16 protein-coding genes are annotated in these 17,705 nt (G+C 46.0%); 5 read left to right on the forward strand and 11 right to left on the reverse strand.

Going from position 1 to position 17,705, the window contains the following annotated elements:
• Window positions 1-13: 13 nt before the first annotated feature.
• From HMPREF3090_RS06855 to rlmD, 6 genes are all read right to left on the reverse strand, one after another.
• On the reverse strand, window positions 14-724 hold the full coding sequence (locus HMPREF3090_RS06855; RefSeq protein WP_067974858.1) for an ABC transporter permease: 711 nt from the start codon (window positions 722-724) through the stop codon (window positions 14-16).
• Complete coding sequence (locus tag HMPREF3090_RS06860; RefSeq protein ID WP_067974855.1) at window positions 725-1,519, reverse strand: ABC transporter permease; 795 nt, start codon at window positions 1,517-1,519, stop codon at window positions 725-727.
• On the reverse strand, window positions 1,509-2,222 hold the full coding sequence (locus HMPREF3090_RS06865; protein ID WP_067974851.1) for an ABC transporter ATP-binding protein: 714 nt from the start codon (window positions 2,220-2,222) through the stop codon (window positions 1,509-1,511). The genes HMPREF3090_RS06860 and HMPREF3090_RS06865 overlap by 11 nt, the downstream gene beginning before the upstream one ends.
• A gap of 259 nt (window positions 2,223-2,481) precedes the next feature.
• Entirely contained in the window at window positions 2,482-4,185 is a 1,704-nt protein-coding gene (gene sppA / locus HMPREF3090_RS06870) for a signal peptide peptidase SppA (RefSeq protein WP_067974848.1), read from the reverse strand.
• A gap of 214 nt (window positions 4,186-4,399) precedes the next feature.
• Complete coding sequence (locus HMPREF3090_RS06875) at window positions 4,400-4,867, reverse strand: hypothetical protein (RefSeq protein ID WP_067974846.1); 468 nt, start codon at window positions 4,865-4,867, stop codon at window positions 4,400-4,402.
• 225 nt (window positions 4,868-5,092) lie between these two features.
• A complete protein-coding gene (gene rlmD / locus HMPREF3090_RS06880) occupies window positions 5,093-6,493 on the reverse strand; it encodes a 23S rRNA (uracil(1939)-C(5))-methyltransferase RlmD (protein WP_067974843.1) in 1,401 nt (466 codons plus the stop codon).
• A 459-nt stretch (window positions 6,494-6,952) separates the two neighbouring features.
• Between rlmD and HMPREF3090_RS06885 the strand changes: the two genes are divergently transcribed.
• On the forward strand, window positions 6,953-7,681 hold the full coding sequence (locus HMPREF3090_RS06885; protein WP_067974841.1) for a lysophospholipid acyltransferase family protein: 729 nt from the start codon (window positions 6,953-6,955) through the stop codon (window positions 7,679-7,681).
• A gap of 19 nt (window positions 7,682-7,700) precedes the next feature.
• Here the strand turns inward: HMPREF3090_RS06885 and HMPREF3090_RS06890 are convergent, their stop codons facing one another.
• The 4 genes from HMPREF3090_RS06890 to HMPREF3090_RS06905 all read right to left on the reverse strand — a co-directional run bounded on the left by HMPREF3090_RS06890 (window position 7,701) and on the right by HMPREF3090_RS06905 (window position 12,568).
• Window positions 7,701-8,648 (reverse strand): linear amide C-N hydrolase, encoded by a 948-nt coding sequence (locus HMPREF3090_RS06890; RefSeq protein ID WP_070486213.1) that lies wholly within the window; start codon window positions 8,646-8,648, stop codon window positions 7,701-7,703.
• Between the two features lie 52 nt (window positions 8,649-8,700).
• Entirely contained in the window at window positions 8,701-10,437 is a 1,737-nt protein-coding gene (locus HMPREF3090_RS06895) for an Mbeg1-like protein (protein WP_067974835.1), read from the reverse strand.
• A gap of 464 nt (window positions 10,438-10,901) precedes the next feature.
• Window positions 10,902-12,077 carry an aminotransferase class I/II-fold pyridoxal phosphate-dependent enzyme gene (locus tag HMPREF3090_RS06900; RefSeq protein WP_070486215.1) on the reverse strand — a complete coding sequence of 392 codons (1,176 nt, stop codon included), beginning with the start codon at window positions 12,075-12,077 and terminating at the stop codon, window positions 10,902-10,904.
• On the reverse strand, window positions 12,074-12,568 hold the full coding sequence (locus HMPREF3090_RS06905; RefSeq protein ID WP_067974828.1) for an Lrp/AsnC family transcriptional regulator: 495 nt from the start codon (window positions 12,566-12,568) through the stop codon (window positions 12,074-12,076). The genes HMPREF3090_RS06900 and HMPREF3090_RS06905 overlap by 4 nt, the downstream gene beginning before the upstream one ends.
• Window positions 12,569-12,713: 145 nt before the next feature.
• On the opposite strand from HMPREF3090_RS06905, the gene HMPREF3090_RS06910 reads away from it, so the two are divergent.
• Window positions 12,714-13,508, forward strand: coding sequence for a polysaccharide deacetylase family protein (locus HMPREF3090_RS06910; protein ID WP_067974825.1), 795 nt, complete (start codon window positions 12,714-12,716; stop codon window positions 13,506-13,508).
• 91 nt (window positions 13,509-13,599) lie between these two features.
• The gene (locus tag HMPREF3090_RS06915; RefSeq protein WP_067974821.1) at window positions 13,600-14,580 is read left to right on the forward strand and encodes a DUF1002 domain-containing protein; all 981 of its coding nucleotides are present in this window, start codon (window positions 13,600-13,602) and stop codon (window positions 14,578-14,580) included.
• Between the two features lie 57 nt (window positions 14,581-14,637).
• Here the strand turns inward: HMPREF3090_RS06915 and rlmH are convergent, their stop codons facing one another.
• Complete coding sequence (gene rlmH, locus HMPREF3090_RS06920) at window positions 14,638-15,117, reverse strand: 23S rRNA (pseudouridine(1915)-N(3))-methyltransferase RlmH (RefSeq protein WP_067974818.1); 480 nt, start codon at window positions 15,115-15,117, stop codon at window positions 14,638-14,640.
• A gap of 157 nt (window positions 15,118-15,274) precedes the next feature.
• Between rlmH and HMPREF3090_RS06925 the strand changes: the two genes are divergently transcribed.
• Both HMPREF3090_RS06925 and HMPREF3090_RS06930 read left to right on the forward strand, forming a co-directional pair.
• On the forward strand, window positions 15,275-16,654 hold the full coding sequence (locus HMPREF3090_RS06925; protein ID WP_083272423.1) for a TrkH family potassium uptake protein: 1,380 nt from the start codon (window positions 15,275-15,277) through the stop codon (window positions 16,652-16,654).
• 9 nt (window positions 16,655-16,663) lie between these two features.
• A complete protein-coding gene (locus tag HMPREF3090_RS06930) occupies window positions 16,664-17,338 on the forward strand; it encodes a potassium channel family protein (RefSeq protein ID WP_070486217.1) in 675 nt (224 codons plus the stop codon).
• Window positions 17,339-17,705 lie beyond the last annotated feature (367 nt).

Below are 17,705 nucleotides of genomic sequence, written 5' to 3' on the forward strand. Positions count from 1 at the left end.
GCTAGTATGTATTTTATTGAACAGATCGATTACAAAATATCCAACCAGCGACGTTTATTAATAAAATAGACCATAGAAACTGAACGATAACCCCTTCAAAAACAGGAAGAAATAAGGGATTTTCTTGGGCAAAGAATAAATTTAGAGTAGCAATAAGAGGACAATAACTAACGAAAGGGCTAAATTGTAGTAGAATCTGACCCAAGCCTAGTAAAAGAGAAAGCAGCAGAGCTGTTGATACCAACATTGACCTAGATATAATGACTAAACTAATGCAGATAAAAATAAGGCTAACTAAGAGCAAACCACTGCAACATACGAGAGACAATAAGGAACTTGATAACGCTTGTTGGTAATATATTCTAACGAGAAGCAATGACAGGGCTACAGTCATTAACCAAATTCCAAATGTAATTGACAATAGAACAAAAACTTTACTATATAGAATATTCATTCTCCTTGGTACTGCCAGTAGGGAGTTTCTCAGACTAGCATTTAAATATTCCTGGCCAATATATAAAATACTTATCACTATAATGCCTGCTTGTCCTAAATAGAAACTCTCAGCTAACTGCTCCCACACGTAGGACTCGTTAACAATTTTAGGACTCTCGTGCAAGTAAAGGATCATCATTGGAACTAGTAAGATAGTTGTCACGGCTGTGCCACTTAACCAAGGATTATAGAAGAATTTCAAATATTCGCTTCGCAAACTATTCAACATTTATTTCATCTCCTTAAGATCTGAGTTAACGAACTGATGATAAGTTAGTAATCCCATAACCAATACCCAACAAGTTAGGAAAAAAACAGTAATTACTGGGGTATGGGCTAGCTGAATCGGAGAGCTAGCAATGAGATTCGTCGCTAAGCTAACGGGGAGCAATCTAGCGATTAAGAATCGTTCAGCTAGAAAACTTCCTAAATTATAGAGCTGGGGGATTAAAAATAGTAATACAGGTATGGCTGATTTAGCATAGAAAGCAAGGATATATGACAATTCAGCTAGCAAAGTCCATGAAATCACAGCAAACATAATCAATTGCCAAGTTCGTTCATTAAGAAAGATGGGATTAAGTCCACTAGAGCCTAGAGCAAGCTGACTCGCTGCAATGGATAGGTAGATTGAAAGCGTTGAGATTAATAAAAAGAAACAAAGGTGAGTTAATATTTTTATATGAAAAAATGTAATCTTATTAGGGTACAATAGCAGACTGGTGCGAAGGCTATTATTCTTGTATTCTAGACTGCCTAGAACACTTGCTAGGATAATCATAGCTAATATTCCTAATAAAACAGCATCAAAACCCATGTATTCAATCGGTGGAATCGCTTCAAGTAATTCTGGATTACTATCAGGTGTTCCATCAAGGCCAACAGTCAATATTTGTCTAGAGCTAAAATAGGCTAAGAGTGGCTGAAATACACACGTAGTGATTAACGCTAGCTGAGTACTTTTACTGTAAATAATTTTCAGAAATTCTGCTTGAATTGCGTTAATTAATGATCTATTTTTCATGATTGTCTCCGATCAGATTGAAGAAGACATCTTCTAAACTACTACAATCTTTCATAATTAGTGGTAAAGAGCTCTTAGCTATAACATGCCCCTTATTAATGAATACAACATAATCAGTAACCGCTTCAACTTCAGATAATATATGAGAAGATAAGAGGACCGTTCTTCCTCTATTCGCCTGTTGTCGAATAAATTCTCTAAACCAACGAATACCACTCGGATCAAGTCCGTTAGTAGGTTCATCAAGAATTAAGTACTGTGGGTCCCCTAACAAAGCTGTTGCAATGCCTAAGCGCTGCCCTTCTCCTAAGGATAGACTAGCAATTTTAGCATTTGCTTTTGCAGTAATATCTGTCAATGACAAAACCTCATCAATGCGAGAAAAAGGTATTCCATTGCTAGCTGCAGCAATTTTGAGGTGTTGAGTCACAGTCCTACTATCGGGAGCGCCTACACCATCAAATGAAGCACCTACTGTTAAAAGTGGATAAAGTATATTCTTATATCTTTTTCCGCCAATCAGAGCTGTTCCTGAATCAGCTTGGTCTAATCCTAGCAAAATACGTAAGGTTGAGCTCTTACCGGCGCCATTTGGACCTAAAAAGGCAGTAATTTTACCTTCTTCAGCTGTAAAACTAATATTTTCAAGAATTGCTGTTTTATGAATGGTCTTTGTCACTTGTCTAATTTCTATAGTATGCATCTAATTCACCTCGTCTTATGCTTTATTCTCTTTAGATTTCAAATATTTGAACTTGAGAACAATTAGATTATAGAAAGAAATATTCAGGAAAATATCAGAATTCAAAAAAATCATCCTTAATCCCTTGAAAGATTGTGAGGAAATGCTCCTTGGAAGTCCAAATAAAAACCATGCATGACAAAATCACACATGGTAAAAGATTTATTTAACTATCAGCTTAACAAGAACAGTTCAAAGTTTTAGCTATTTTCAATCTCTGCTAAATTCTCCGACGAACCGCCTCATAGAACTGAAGGGGATTCTTTTCAAGCAAGTGTCCCTTCAAGAGGTCTTCTACTGTGTTTAAAGTCAGAGGCCCGCCTACTTGTTTGAGCAAGTCACGGCTATCGACTTTCTCTTGGATATAGACAAGGGCTGGATCTTCAAGTTCTAGATGATCAGCTAAAGCTTCCACGCAATCATTCAGAGACCCGATATTATCGACTAGACCTTTTTGGAGGGCAGCTTGCCCCAGATAAACCCGGCCACCAGCTAAGGGCTCTAAGTCGTCTTCCGCTATCTTTCTCGCGAGCGATACCCGATCCTTAAACTCAGCGTAGACGGCCTCCATATTACGGGTGAGACGGTCCTTCGATTCATCAGACAGGGGCTCGAATGGGTTCAAGAAATCTGTGGCTTCTCCCTTGCTGACGCTCTCTAGATGGAGATCTAGCTTCTCCACAGCACCAGTAAATTCTGGAACCATGGCAACCACTCCAATCGATCCCGTTAAGCTGTTTCGATTAGCGAATAGCCGGTCCCCTGCACAGGCAATATAATAGCCTCCACTGGCACAATAATCTCCCATCGAAATATAGATCGGTAAGTCTAAATGCTTGAATAGTTGATAGATCTTCTCTGCTTCAAAGGCTTCCCCACCCGGGCTATCAATTCGAATAACTAGACCACGCACATGGTCCATCTGCTTGAGCTGTTCGACCTTATTCTTGACATTCTCATAAGAAATATGCGTTTTTTGGCCAGGTTTGGATTGAATCGTCCCTGAAAGACAGACCAGTGCGATCTCATCTTGGTCGCTTGATCGACTAAAAGGATTTTTCATCGACTTTAGGCCAAATGAATCTCCCTTATCCGATAAACACTTATAAGTATCAAAGGAAACCGTGCGCTCTAAGTCATGAATAGCTAATTCCTTATAGCCTAAGCAGCCATCAATCAAGCCTAAGTCTAAGGCTTGCTGGCGATCAGCTAAAACAAGTTCTCCTGACAGGACTGCCCCCTCAATATCTACTCCACGCTTTTGCTTCACTAAATTGGTGAAATACGCCAAGGCCTCATCCCCCATTACTTGCAGGGATTCTCGCCTAGCAGGGCTCATCTGATTATGGTGGTAAGCTTCACCTGCTACCTTATAGTCTCCAATTGATAAGACATGCATCTTCACACCAAACTTAGCCAAGAAATCTTTGAGGTAGAGATCGTAATAAGCATAACCTCGCAAGCATAAGCTAGCATTATTGGTATCTAGCATATAAATCTTGGATGCTAGTAAGGCCATACGATAATTCTGTTGGTTGAAATCTGTGCCATAAGCAATGACTTCCTTATGCTTCGCCATCTTTTCGAACAGAGGAAGAAGCTCTTCAATTTGAGCTAAAGTTAAATCCATCTGATCAACGTCTAGGTATACCCGCTCGATCTGTGGATCATCCACTAAGTCTTCTAATTTAGCTAGGAAAGTATAATATAAGTCGCCTGCGTCCCCGGATATCAGGGAGCTTGCTTGGTCTTCTTTCAAATCATGTGTATCAATTACCACTTGTCTAACTTCCTTGGTCATCACTTCTTTAGTCGGAGACTTAGCCTTCAGCTTCTTATAAACGATCCCAGCCAAGATCCCTAGTAAGGCAATAAAAATCACAGCGACTAGAAAGCCTTCGATCAATGCTCGAACAATAAACATGCCATCAGTCCTTTTTCAATTTAAGATTTACCACACAATTCTCTGCAGCGATGAGGTGGATAAATCCATTGTATAACAGCTGGAAGGTAAAGGGAATATGATACTTTATTGTTATATTTTTATAGTTACAGCTTTACCATGCTGCTTCCCTCTCTAATAGAAAAAAACATCTCAGGAGCTCCTCTCATCATCGCTAGCCATTAAATTGGCAAAACTATCTTTTTTCGTTTTCTGATGACCTTCGCAAATTGATTTTTTCGTTTTCATTAGGCACTCTGAGTGTAGCGATGAATGCGATAATAATTAAAACATGCAGAACAATGTGCCATAAGTCAGGTACATATCTTCCCGGTATGCTTATGAGTTGGATACAATCTTCAAAATAAGCAATTTTACCTTCAACACTACCCATCAAGCCTTTTCCGAAAATCGTATACCATTCGTGGGCAAGGAATTGTAATATAAACCAGCCAGCTAACCAACCTAATTGAATATATTTACCTATCTTATCAGTAAACAAAAATACAAAGAATACAATGATAGAAATGAGCATAAACATGCCATCTTCCTTCAAAGCTCCCTCAACTAAATACTTATCACCGACTTTCACCCCAAACATATCCAGTGAAAACCATATAAGCAATAAAAGATTAGACACAATTGCAATCTTCTTTTTTCTCATAGTCATTACTCCCCTGCTTTAAATCTAGGTTAATTATCACTTTCAACTTACGAAAAAAGTGGAAATTTATTGAAACCTAGTTTGTACATTCTTCCCAAAATCGTCGACCAGTTTCCCAATACGCCTACCCTCATTCTAGCAGAGTCCAGCTCATTTCTCCTCTAATAACCAAAAAGCGAGCTCCCCTAGAAGCCGCAACTCCAGGGGAACTCGCTGTTATCTTATTTATAGCCTTTCTTTCTCCAACAAAGCCACGGCCTCCACATGCTGGGTATGGGGAAACTGATCGACGAGTTGGATTTTGCTGAGCTGGTAGCCGTAGTCTCTGAGCCAAGCCATGTCAGTGGCCAGGGTCTTGGGATTGCAGGAGACATAGATGATCTTATTGGTGCCCAAGCGTCCGATCCGGCGCATGACCTTGCCCCCTGCTCCATTGCGGGGTGGATCGAGGAGCAAGAGGTCTGCTTGACCCCAGTCGTCTTCAATCTCAGTCAAGCCGCGTCGGGCATCACGGGCCATAAAGTGAGTATTGTCGAGCCCGTTCTCCCGGGCGTTACGCTTGGCGGATTCAATGGACTGGTCGACGATTTCGATCCCAGCAAGGGCCTTGGCCTGCTGGGCTAGGGGCAGGCTGAAGGTGCCGACCCCACAGAAGAGGTCGATGACCAGGCTCTGGTCAGTCAGGTCCGCCCAGTCCAGGACGAGGTCAATCATTCGCTGGGCCTGGCTAGGGTTAGGCTGGAAGAAGGTATCGAAGTAGAGGCGGTAGTGGAAGCCAGCCAGTTCATCGCGGATATAGTCACGGCCCGCTAAGACGGTTACTTGGTCCGCACCCATCTTATCAGCAATCTCCGTGTTCTTAATCCACATCAAGCTCTTCACCTCGGTATAGGCGCCCATCCGCCAGATTAGGTCCGCAACGGCTTCGGGGAACTGGCTGCTGTCTTCCTTGGCGAATAAGGCCAGCATCACTTCCCCAGTCTTCTGGCCTTGACGGAGGAGCAATTGACGCAGGAGGCCTTGCTTGGTTTTCTTATCATAGCCAGCCAGACCCCAGTGCTCTTGCCAGGCTTGGATTTCTTCTTTAAGCTTCATGAAGATCTCAGGAGCTAGGAGGTTGTCCTGCCAGTCCACAATCTGATACTGGTCGCCCTGGGCAAAGAAGCCCAAAGCCCCCTCCTTGGAGAAGCTGAGTTCAATCTTATTGCGGTAATGGTAGGGATCCTCCATCCCCCAGACTTCCCCCACGAGGTCTGGGTCAAAGCCTTGGTCCGCTAGATAGGTCTGGGCCATGGCCTGCTTAAAGGCTAGTTGGTCCTCATAGGCCATAAATTCGAGCGGTGCTCCACCCACTTGGGCCTGGTCGAGTTCATAGCCGCCGATCCGGCTCGGCGCAGCTTCCAGGATCCGGTCATAAGTTAAGCAAGCCCGGCGCCGTCCCCGAGCATTGGGAACTGTAATCAAGAGCCGGTCCCCAGGTAAGGCCTTAGGGATGCGGAGCTTCAACTTCCGTCCCTTACCCTGGTCTGTATCGGGAAAGCGATAAGTCGCCAGCCCCATTCCCTTGTCATCAAGGGCTTTGACTTCCACTTCCAGTTGTTCAGTCGGATAATTTTTCTTAGTCATCAACAACCACCTTCTTTGCGATTTTAAATTTATAGTTTATTTTTTATAAATAATTGGATGGCTTATTATAAAAATCAGTATACTTGAGCAGGAGTGGAGCTTTGAAGTTGATTCTTAGCCATGATTAAGCAAGCGATGTGAATTAGGGATAGTTGGCTTTAGCCTTACTAGCCCTTTGAAGCTCGCTAGGCGAGAGCCCTTGGCTCGAGCCGGTGCCATGGCTTTTTAAGAATCAAATTCAAAAAGCGAAACGTATGCTCAGCAAAATTTTGAAATAAATAACCCATATTTTCTTCCAGTTAAGCATATTAAAAGCCTGGGTGCAAGATTTTTCGCCAGCTTATAAGGGCTTATACGTGGTTCTAGGCTATGCTTATGATAGAATAGTCTTAACGATTATTTAAGAGATAGCCAGATTTCCTGGTAGTTGACCAATAGCTAGGTTAAGGAGTTGATTTCATGGCAGCACATTTTGGTTGGAGCCTCCGCATTTTGAGGCGTGTCGTCCGCCTCTTCCTGCCTAAGTATCAGTTTAATGGCGAAGATTTACCGAACCTTGATCAGCCGACCATCTTCGTTTCCCACCACGAGAACCTCAAGGGCCCCTTGCGTCTGATGATCTGGACGCCCGTTTTCATGCGGCCTTGGGTCTTCGCCAAACTGACCCAATTCAAAAGCTGTTACAAGCACTTCAGCTCCTACACCTTCTACAAACGTTTTGGCCTGCCCCAAGTCCTAGCCAAATGCGTGGCCTGGCCAGCCGCCTGGATCAGTGTCTTCTTCCTCAAGAGCGCCCGGTCCATCCCTGTCTACCGCCAAAGTAAGAAGATCCGCCTGACTTTCAGAGAATCCGTGGCCAGTCTCCAAGCTGGCCAGCCCATCGCGATCTTCCCCGACATCGACTATCAAAATAGCGACCAAAGCATCGGGGAACTCTATGAGGGTTTCCTAACCATCGACCAGCTCTACTTTAAAAAGTATGGTCAGCGTATCCAATTCATCCCTCTAGTCGCCAATAAGCACAAACAAGAATTTGAAATTGGCCGCCCCCTACGCTTCACTGGTCGGATGAAATTTCGCAAGGAGCGGGAATTGATGGCCCAGGCCCTCCAAGACGAACTCAACCGCCTGGCCGATCCTTCCCTTGAACAGCTTGAAGAAAACGAAAGCCAACTCTCCGTAAAATAGGAGTTGGCTTTTTTAGTTTCTAGATTTCTAAAGAAGAAGCCTGGAAGTGGTCGGGGAGGAAGAAGGCGCGGCGGTCGCTTGCTTGGGCGAGCTCCTTGAGACTCAGCTGGTAAGGCAAGGGATTGGTCCCGGAACGAACGGTTAGGGTCTGGCTCTGGCTGGCATAGACAGAACTATAGCGGGTAAAGGTTCCCTCGCTCCGAGCACCCGGTCGGATAAAACCACGGGGAAGGGTCAAGGCAGACAGGACGTCAAAGGCAGCTGCTTGTGCCTGGCCCTCTTCCTGGATTGGAGGCGTCATTGCCTTCAGATAATAGGCCTTAATAAAACGTGACTTGGGATCATAGCCCCCTGGTAGGTTCTTGGCAGCATTGAAAGCTCGCAAGTCATCCCCTGCTAGAGTCTTTTCTAAGGACTTAAAATGCTTATCAATATCGGGTGAGTTGGTCATCACCCCGTAAGGATTGAGAGTGGCAATTAAACGGCCGCGGTCAGGCTCTAGGACCAGGCAAGCCTGGCTGGCATCTGTGAACATATAATGGAAGTCGGGGCAGATGACCGCCTGTCCCTCACGATCATGGTTGGCTAGGCAGAGCTGATCCAGGTCATCAAGGATTTCCGCAAGGGAGGCATAGTTGGCCAGGGCATAAGTCAAGAAGTGATAGCTCGACAGGTTCTTCTTGCCCGGCTGGGGAGCTTTAGCGAAGCGCGCCTTGGGGCCGACAAATTCATTGGTGATACCGATGAGCCCCTGGTCATTGACGCCTTCTTTGAGAGGGTCCAAGTCCCTAAAGCCAATCCCCAAACGACGGTAAGGACCACAGTAAGTCCCTCCCTGGTAGAGGTCATCGGCGGCAGGATAGTCAGCTGGCTGGTAGATAATATTCCAAGGCACTGGCCCTTCCACATCCATAGTCCGGCCGACCACCACCCCTTGGTCATAAGTCATCTGAATCCCTGTACACATCATAAGCCCTCCCATCATTTTAGCTCTAAGCTATCATGAATCCCAGGTCGACTCAATCCATATGCTCATGCTTGGCTTGGTCAATGAAGCGGTAGAGGTCACTCTCCTTACGATAGATTAAGTAGCTGACAATCATCTGGATGCCCTGAACGATAAAGGCCAAAGCGAGGAGGTCAGGAAGATAAAGGCTAAAATCAGGGTGGCCGACGAGGAGTACGCCCAAAAGAATTCCCGCCAGAGATAAAAGGCTCCCCCAGATTGGAACCGGCGAATCTTCGTAGCGGAGGCGGAAGAATTGATAGGCACGAACCAAGCCCATCCCGAGCATCCAGCCCCCTAGGACATAGGGAAAGATTTGCTGGCTGCCCTGGCTATAGTCATAGATCCCCCAGATACAGGTCAAGATAGAAAAACAGCCTGTCAGTAGGTTGCCGTAGTGGAGGTGCTTGCGGCCTGCCTGATAGAAATGGCGAAGGTCCCAAATGCCTGATAGGGCCGTTCCTAAGAGAAAGGCTACAGCAAAGATATGCAGGTCCTTATCCGGTTCTAAAAAGAGAAAGACGCCCATCATTATTAAAACACAGCCAATCAAAACACTAGCCAAAGACTGGTCCCTATTGAGTCGGTTGAGCCGTAAGTAGACCTCAGCTGAAAGCGACAGGGGTTTGTGGCGGCTTTGGACTTGGTAGAGCCGGTCCTGGTGGAGGTCCTCCCAAATGAGTAACAAATCATTGATAGCCTTCACCATAAAGCGGCGTTCCTCGGGCTCTAACTTTCGAGCCTCTGAATAGAGGCGGTTGATAAAGGTGCGGAAGTGTTCCGAAATATCGGTGAGGCGGAGGACCCCCGTATTATAGAGTGCATCGAATAAAAGCGTCAGCAATAATTCAATTTCCTCTGGCCCGTGCCATTTCATCCAAATATTAAGGGTTTCTTGGCTCAGCTGACTGGTCACAGTGGTCGATTCTACCCGTTTAAACTGTTTGCCTTCGATCTCCCACAGTTGGATAAAATGTTGGAGGAGAGAGATTCCACCACTCTTAATAATCATTGGTGCAGTCGCTGTGTGGAGAATAATCCCAATCAAGGAATCTTCCGGCAGGTACTCATAGACCTTAGACTGAATCCGTCTAAAGCCTACTTGCTCAAAAGTTTCCTCGTAGAAACCAGGCGAGTCTAGGACATAGATTCCTTCAATCAATTCCTGGTCTGTAGCTGATTGTTGGATAGCCGCCGCCAAGGCTAGGTTGCCACCTTTGGAATGTCCGGCGATGATGACCTGATCTTGATCATCCTGGTCCAGAACTTCCGCCAAATAGCGGCCAGCTGCCTTTTGGGAGGGCATGGTCTTGCGGTAAGCCAGCATGAAATTCTCCTGCCAGCCGACGATATGATTATCCGTCCCACGAAAGATGACTAATTTCTTATAGCCCGGAAGCTCAACCATTAGAGCCGCAAACTGCACGCCCTTTTCTTGGTCTAAGAGACTTCGAAAGCCATAGAGGCGGACTTGGCGAAAGCGTTCGGTCTCCACCAAGGCGTCGAGGACGTCATGGCGCCCCTGACTAATATAGCTCCAGATATCTCGCACATTCGCCTGGTAGGTCTTAGCGACCCAAACTTGAACCTGGGCTAGGGTCACCCAGCTTTCGCCCGTCAGATCAGCTGGCACCAAGTCATCCATCTCTAAGTTAGACAATTCCGTTAGAGCTGCAATATCAACTTCATTGAGGGGCATGTCATCGAAAGTCTGGTCACTATAGGCCGCAATATAATCCACTAAACGCATTCAGACACCTCCTTAAAGCTTGGCTCTATTATAGCACGGGCCGGGCAAGACACGAGGCGCTCACACTCAGATACCATCAAAACTAAAATTTTTCTTTAACCCTTGCCTCTGAACTAAAAAAAAACATGCCAAGACAAGGCTCCAGATCTCGACTAGATATGGATTTGCCTCACTTGGCATGGTAATTATTTTTATTGGCTCTATGCTTTTTTGTTGGTGACTAGTAATTAGTAAACACTTTTTATACTAGTTACTTGTGAGCAGGAGTGGAGCTTTGAATTTGATCGTTAGCCATGAAACAGCAAGCGATGTGAATTAGGGATAGTCGGCGTAAGCCGTTACTAGCCCTTTGAAGCTCGCTAGGTGAGAGACCTTGGCTCGAACCGGTGCCATGGCTCTTTAACGATCAAATTCAAAAGCGAAACGGATGCTCGTCAGCACAATGTGGTAAAAAACTAGTTGTATTATGCTTTTTCAGCGCGCAATTCTTTAACAAAGTTTTCAATCTTATCCATCGCCCGTTCGAGCTCTTTAATGGAATAAGCATAGGAAATCCGTAAGAAGCCGTCGCCTGATTCACCGAAGGCAGAACCAGGAACCACTGCGACTTTCTCTCGATCCAAGAGTTCTAGGGCAAATTCTTCACTGGTCATGCCGAATTCGCGAATGTCTGGGAAGGTGTAGAAGGCCCCTTCTGGTACGAAGCAAGGTAGGCCTATTTCACGATAGCGACTCATAAGGAAGTTACGCCGTTCCAAGTAATCATCCCGCATATCGGCAACCTCATCATCGCACTCCTTGAGAGCGGTAATCCCCGCATATTGCGAAGTGGTTGGTGCTGCCATGATGGTGTATTGGTGGACCTTGAGCATCTGTTCCGTGATTTCTTTAGGAGCGCAGACATAGCCCAAGCGCCAACCCGTCATAGAGAAGGCCTTAGCAAAGCCATTGATATAAACAGTCCGCTCCTTCATACCCGGAATCGAGGCGATCGAGGTATAAGGCTCATCGGCATACCAAATCTCAGAATAGATTTCATCAGTAATGCAATAGAGATCGTGATCCTTAATCACTTGAGCCAGGGCTTCAATGTCCTCTCTTAAGCAGACCGCCCCAGTTGGGTTGTTCGGATAGTTTAAGATAATGGCCTTGGTCTTATCCGTAATGGCTGCTTCAAGTTGCTCGGCTTGCATAACGAACTTGTCCTCTGCCTTCAAGCGAACAGGCACAGGCACCCCACCAGCCAGTTGGACAGAAGGCAGATAGGAGACATAGCTAGGATCCATGACGATAACCTCGTCACCTGGATTAATCAGAACCCGGCAGGCCAAGTCAATGGCTTCACTCCCACCAATCGTGACGATCTGTTCCTCTTCTGGATCATAGTGGAGGCCGTAGTGGCGGTCAATGTATTTGGCAATTTCTTTGCGCAGTTCGATCAGACCTGCATTAGCCGTATAGAAGGTCCGACCTTGGCGCAGGCTCTTAATGGCCGCTTGGCGGACCGTCCAAGGCGTATCGAAGTCTGGCTCCCCAACACCTAGTGAAATGACCCCTGGCACTTCATTCGCGACATTGAAGAAGCGACGAATACCAGAAGGTGCCATATCAAGGACGGTTTGGTTGAGGCTTTTTGTCATTGAGAGATCACCAACCGTTCCCCATCTTTTAACTTACTCTCAAAGATGGTGCCATGGTCCTTGTAGCGGTTCATCACGATATGGGTCGCCGTACCGGAAACCTCATCGATTGAGGCCAACTTATTAACAAAGCGTGAAATTTGTTGCATAGGTGCCCGCTTGGTTAAGAGCATATAATCGTAGGCCCCGCTGGTTAAGTAGAGGGCTTCCACTTCCTTGAAGCGGTACATCATTTCCGCCACTTCTTCATAAGAGGCTCCCTTGTGTAAATTAACCGAAACTTCAATCATCGCTGAAACATAGTCACTTTCTGTGGCATCCCAGTTAATCATGGTCTTATAGCCAGAAATAATACCTAACTCTTCTAATTCCGCAATGGTAGCTGATACAGTTTCCACATCTTCTTCCAACGCATTGGCGAGTGCCTTATGAGAAATATGGGCATCGTCTTCAATGTAACGAAGAAGACGGTATTGCTTCTTGTGATCCATGTGCAGACTTCCTCCTTTATGGTATGATAGACTTACAATTTGGATGGTCATTTGGGCCATCTCTTATTGGATACCTACATTTTACCACACTTTGATCCGGCTTTTACTCGAATCAAGTTGGAATATGCTCTGGAGGAGAAAATTTATGAAAAAACGAAACTTTTTGGCCCTGCTGGCTCTCCTAGCCCTCTGCCTCTTTGGCTGCAAGCAGGAAAGCGAAGCGGAAACGGACCAACCCTATGCTAAGAACGAGGCCCAAACGGAAAGGCAAGCCCCTAAATACTATATCGACCCCGCCACTTATAGCGTGCGGCCGATCGGTGATGCTAATCCTAATGTCGTCCTCTTGACCTTTGACGATGTGCCCCGCCCCCTTCCGACCAGTAATGCACCGACCATTGCTAAGCACTTGGAAGATGCCGGCGTCAAAGGTCTCTTCTTCGCTAACGGCATGTACCTGGAAGATCAGGAAGGCCGGGACGCAATTAAAGCGATTGCTGACAAGGGCCATGTGATCGGTAACCATACCCAAACCCATGCTAACCTCAACGACCTGACGGCAGAACAGACCCGTGAAGAGATCCAAGCGACCAACGAGGCTGTTGAAGGGGTCACCGGGGACAAAGTTTACTTCTTCCGTCCACCTTTTGGATCCACTAACGCAGCTTTAGACGGCCTTATGGAAGAATTCGGCATGCTAGCGATGAACTGGTCCTTTGGCTATGACTGGGTGGCCGACTACCAGGACGCTGAGGCCCTCACCAAGCAAACCTTAGAATCAGAATTCTTACAGCCGGGCGCTAATATCCTCATGCACGATACCCAATGGACAGCTGAAGCCCTGCCTGCTATCATTCAGGGTTTGAAGGACCAAGGCTATCAAATCGTTGACCCTAATGAGATTGCCCGTCCAGAAGAGATGAAGGACTTAGGCCTTTAGACTTTTTTAGGAAGAATTTAAGCAAAAGCTAAAAGCCCCCACCGCTAAACGTGCTATAATGTAGTCAAAATTGTGAAAGTAGGTTATACAAATGAAAGCATTATTGAAGAAAGTGGCCCTCGGCGCCAGCCTGGCTGTGCTTAGCTTGAACTTGGTGCCCACTGTACTTGCTGATAAGATCCAAATCAATCCCATGTTTACCTATGGAGAGAGCTTAAACCAGAGCCAATACCAAGAAACTAAGCAGGCCCTGGGTGTCCAAGATGGGGCTAAAGAAATTCAAGTGAATATTAATGAATTGAACGGTCTCCTACAAGACAACTACCCTTATCGCCAGGTTTACTCTTCGGCTTATATCACTCCAGCCAAGAACAATGGGGATGTTACCGTCGAAATTGTCACCCCAAAAACCATTACGGCCATTACTCCACTCCAGTATGAGAATGCGGCCCTAACAGCCGGAGCCGTTGATGTGGACATTAAGGTCGCTTCTGCTGTTCCCGTTGATGGTTCAGGTGCCCTAGCTGGTGTTTACAAGGCCTTCCAGGACGCTGGTTACCAATTAAACGACCAAGCTGTCAGCGTCGCCCAAGATGAGTTAACCACCACTTCCAAGATCAACGAAGAAAACCAAGGCAAGGAAGGCTTCTCTGACGAGGCTATGAATGCTGCCATTGCCGAAATCAAAACCGAGATCCAAAAGGCTAAAGATGAAAACAATGGCCAAATTGACAGCCAACAAATCCAAGTGATCGTCAACAACATTATCAACAACTATAATTTGAATGAGGTCATTTCGGAAGAGAATAAGCAGTCCATCATTAACCTGATGCAACAATTTAGCCAGATTGAACTGACCCAGGAACAAAAGGATGCCATTAATCAATTTGGCCAGGACCTCTTGAAGAACGGGGACCAAATTATCCAAAATGCCAAGTCTGCTTGGGATAATGCGGATAAGGAACAATTAGCCCAGGATGCTCAAAGTATCTGGGACCAGATTGTTGCCTTTGTTAAGAGCTTCTTCTCTAATTCGGAAGAAGCCCCAGCAAGTGCTGACCAACAAAATTAATCAAACACTAAAAGCTCGTTTCTCTTTTTGAGAGGCGAGCTTTTCTTGTAATGAGCTTTATTTATGGTAAGGCTGGTGGTTTTGGATGCGGAAGCTGCGGTAAATTTGTTCCACCAAGACCAAGCGCATGAGTTGGTGGGGGAGGGTTAAACGGCCGAAGCTGAGGTTTAAATCGGCCCGACGACGGACGGCTTGGCTAGTCCCAACTGAGCCTCCAATCACATAGACAAAGCTGCTCTTGCCATGGGTCATGGCATTCTGTAATTTCTTTGCCAAGCCTTCTGAATCCAATAAGTCGCCGTCGAGAGCCAGGTGGACCACATAGTCATCGGCTTTGATCTTAGCTAGGATGCGCTCTCCTTCCTTATCGCGGACTAGGTCGAGCTCTGCCTCCGAGCCTTCTTCCGGAGTCGCTTCATCCTTAACTTCGATCACTTCGAACTTACAATAAGCTTGGAGACGTTTGGCATATTCCGCAATCCCCTGCTTGAGGTATTTTTCCTTTAATTTACCAACAACAATCAATTTTACTTGCATGCTAATCCATCCATTCTATGCAAAATCAGTCAGTGAATAGGTCATTTTTATCTTTTAGCTAAACTTTACTTTATTTTTCTGTCTAAAGCCGCTAATATAATATCATTTCCGCCAAGCTTTTGGCTATTCTCAATGCTTAAAAGGAGTAACATATCTTATGCTTCAATTCTTAAATAAGCTCGGCAGTTCGCAAAAAATTGCTTTGAGCTTCTTAGTGGTGATCCTTATTGGTTCGGTCTTGTTGAGCCTGCCGATCTGCCAAACAGCGAGTTCCCAAGCGACTTATTGGGACAACCTCTTTATTTCGGTTTCAGCCGTTTGTGTAACGGGACTCTGGACCCAATCCATCCATGATTCCTACAATCTACTCGGACAAATCGTCATGATGGGTCTCATTCAAACAGGGGGACTGGGGCTCATGACCCTCATCAGTATCGTCTACCACCGCCTCGGCCAACGCTTAGACATCCGCAACCAGATGGCGACGGGTGATGCCCTCAACCACTCGGAACTGGATGATCTTTCCACCTTCCTGAGTCGGATTCTCAAGTACAGCCTCGTCATCGAAGGCATCGGAGCTCTTTTGCTCACGACCTTCTTCGTTCCCCGCTTTGGCCTAGCTAGGGGGCTCTTCCACAGTCTCTTCACAGCTGTTTCGGCCTTCTGTAATGCTGGCTTCGACCTGATGGGGAATAACAGCCTGCTCGACTATCAAACCGCCCCCATCTTGAATCTGACCATTATGGCTCTAATCATCCTAGGTGGCATCGGCTTTAGCGTCTGGTTCGATATCAGCCAACAGTTCCGACGCTTCTACCATGAGAAGAAGCGCATTAAGTTCTCCTACTTCATCAAGCACCTCCGTCCCCACACGAAATTAGTGCTGGGCCTGACTGTCCTCCTGATCGTCCTTGGCACCCTCCTCTTCCTTCTGGTTGAGTGGTCCAATCCTAATACCCTGGGCCCCTTAAATCCCTTGGACAAGCTCTTAGTTTCCTGCTTTCAAACGGTAACCATGCGGACGGCGGGCTTCGCTAGCGTAGACTACAGCCAAACCCATCCGGTCAGCTTGCTTATCTTTGTCCTGACCATGTTTATCGGGGGTGGTGCTGGCGGGACAGCTGGTGGTTTGAAGGTCACTACCTTCGCCTTAACCCTCATGCTCGCTTTGAAAGAAATTCGCCAGTCTAAGTATGCTAGCTTCGACCACCATACCATTCCAGATTCGACTGTGCGCAAGGCCTTTGCCATTGCCTTAATGTATGCGGCCCTCCTCTTTACAGGAAGCGCCTTACTCTTAACTTTTGACCCCCAAGTGCCCTATCTCCACCTGCTTTTTGAAGCCATTTCGGCCCTAGCGACAGTCGGGGTCTCCTGTAACCTGACCCCCAGTCTGTCCATGGCCAGCCAGGGCACCCTCATGCTCTTAATGTATATCGGACGAATTGGCCCGATGACCCTCTTCTTAGTCTTACTAGGACGCAAACGTCAGAAAATAGATATTCAGTACGCAAAAACCAATATTATTATAGGATAGGTGAATAGAATGAGTAAAAAAAATCGTGTTGTCGGCATCCTAGGCCTGGGTCTTTTCGGCTCAGCCCTTGCCAAGTCTCTCTCCCACAATGGCATTGATATTATTGCCTGTGACCGAGATGAAAAAATTGTTAATGCCCTGGAAAATGACCTGGCCATCGCTTCAATTGGCGACTTTACCGACTTAGACTTTATGCGCGAAAGCGGCTTTGGCAATTGCGATGTGATTGTCATTGCCACAGGGAGCGATTTAGAATCCTGTGTTCTCGGTGTGATCAACGCCCGTGAACTCGGCATTGAAACCATCATCTGTAAGGCCAAAAACCAATCCGCCGCTAAGGTCCTCGATGCCCTGAAGGTCAACCGGGTGGTCCTTCCTGAGATTGAATCCGGCGAGCATATCGCCGATGTCTTGAGCCGCAATTCCCTAGAAGACATGGTCAAGCTCGACAGCGAAACAGCCATTGTTGAATTCCGAGTCCCACAAAAGTGGTTGGGACATACGGTCGATGAGCTCGACCCCCGCCGCCACTATGATATCAATATCATCGGTTTGCGTAAACAGGTCAAAGAAACCCTGAATACCAAGTTCGATCCTGATTACCACTTCGGTCCCGATGACTTAGTCGTCGCTGTCGTCAATCGCGACCGCTTCGAACAAATCGACTACTTAGAGAAGCTTTAAAAACTTTTCTTGACTATCCTCTACACCTGCAGTCTCTGCTTAAGCAGTTCCTGCAGGTGTTTTTGTTTTTATTATAACAGTTCCTTGGAGCAGACCAACTTATCAACAAGCTTATCAACAATTCCACAAGGCAAAAGCCTAATTTCTCCCCATTCTGAATCATCCTAGCCTCTTTAGCTGTTATATTTTCATTTTTTCTACACAATACAATTCACAAGTATATCCCCATAATGGAGGGTTTTCCACTGTTTTTGACCTGTTTATACACAGGTCTGTGTATAACTTTCCCACATCTTTATACACAAGTCCCCAATTTAGGACAGAAAAAAAGAAGCTGGGACAAAAGTTCCGGCCTCTTTTTAAAAAG

It is taken from the genome of Aerococcus sp. HMSC23C02 (assembly GCF_001806805.1).
Taxonomy (GTDB): domain Bacteria; phylum Bacillota; class Bacilli; order Lactobacillales; family Aerococcaceae; genus Aerococcus; species Aerococcus sanguinicola.

Excerpts from the sequence above, each read along its gene's own strand:
- HMPREF3090_RS06855 (WP_067974858.1), bottom strand. The coding sequence starts at position 724 with ATGTTGAATAGTTTGCGAAGCGAATATTTGAAATTCTTCTATAATCCT.
- HMPREF3090_RS06860 (WP_067974855.1), bottom strand. The coding sequence starts at position 1,519 with ATGAAAAATAGATCATTAATTAACGCAATTCAAGCAGAATTTCTGAAA.
- HMPREF3090_RS06865 (WP_067974851.1), bottom strand. The coding sequence starts at position 2,222 with ATGCATACTATAGAAATTAGACAAGTGACAAAGACCATTCATAAAACA.
- sppA (WP_067974848.1), bottom strand. The coding sequence starts at position 4,185 with ATGTTTATTGTTCGAGCATTGATCGAAGGCTTTCTAGTCGCTGTGATT.
- HMPREF3090_RS06875 (WP_067974846.1), bottom strand. The coding sequence starts at position 4,867 with ATGAGAAAAAAGAAGATTGCAATTGTGTCTAATCTTTTATTGCTTATA.
- rlmD (WP_067974843.1), bottom strand. The coding sequence starts at position 6,493 with ATGACTAAGAAAAATTATCCGACTGAACAACTGGAAGTGGAAGTCAAA.
- HMPREF3090_RS06885 (WP_067974841.1), top strand. The coding sequence starts at position 6,953 with ATGGCAGCACATTTTGGTTGGAGCCTCCGCATTTTGAGGCGTGTCGTC.
- HMPREF3090_RS06890 (WP_070486213.1), bottom strand. The coding sequence starts at position 8,648 with ATGTGTACAGGGATTCAGATGACTTATGACCAAGGGGTGGTGGTCGGC.
- HMPREF3090_RS06895 (WP_067974835.1), bottom strand. The coding sequence starts at position 10,437 with ATGCGTTTAGTGGATTATATTGCGGCCTATAGTGACCAGACTTTCGAT.
- HMPREF3090_RS06900 (WP_070486215.1), bottom strand. The coding sequence starts at position 12,077 with ATGACAAAAAGCCTCAACCAAACCGTCCTTGATATGGCACCTTCTGGT.
- HMPREF3090_RS06905 (WP_067974828.1), bottom strand. The coding sequence starts at position 12,568 with ATGGATCACAAGAAGCAATACCGTCTTCTTCGTTACATTGAAGACGAT.
- HMPREF3090_RS06910 (WP_067974825.1), top strand. The coding sequence starts at position 12,714 with ATGAAAAAACGAAACTTTTTGGCCCTGCTGGCTCTCCTAGCCCTCTGC.
- HMPREF3090_RS06915 (WP_067974821.1), top strand. The coding sequence starts at position 13,600 with ATGAAAGCATTATTGAAGAAAGTGGCCCTCGGCGCCAGCCTGGCTGTG.
- rlmH (WP_067974818.1), bottom strand. The coding sequence starts at position 15,117 with ATGCAAGTAAAATTGATTGTTGTTGGTAAATTAAAGGAAAAATACCTC.
- HMPREF3090_RS06925 (WP_083272423.1), top strand. The coding sequence starts at position 15,275 with ATGCTTCAATTCTTAAATAAGCTCGGCAGTTCGCAAAAAATTGCTTTG.
- HMPREF3090_RS06930 (WP_070486217.1), top strand. The coding sequence starts at position 16,664 with ATGAGTAAAAAAAATCGTGTTGTCGGCATCCTAGGCCTGGGTCTTTTC.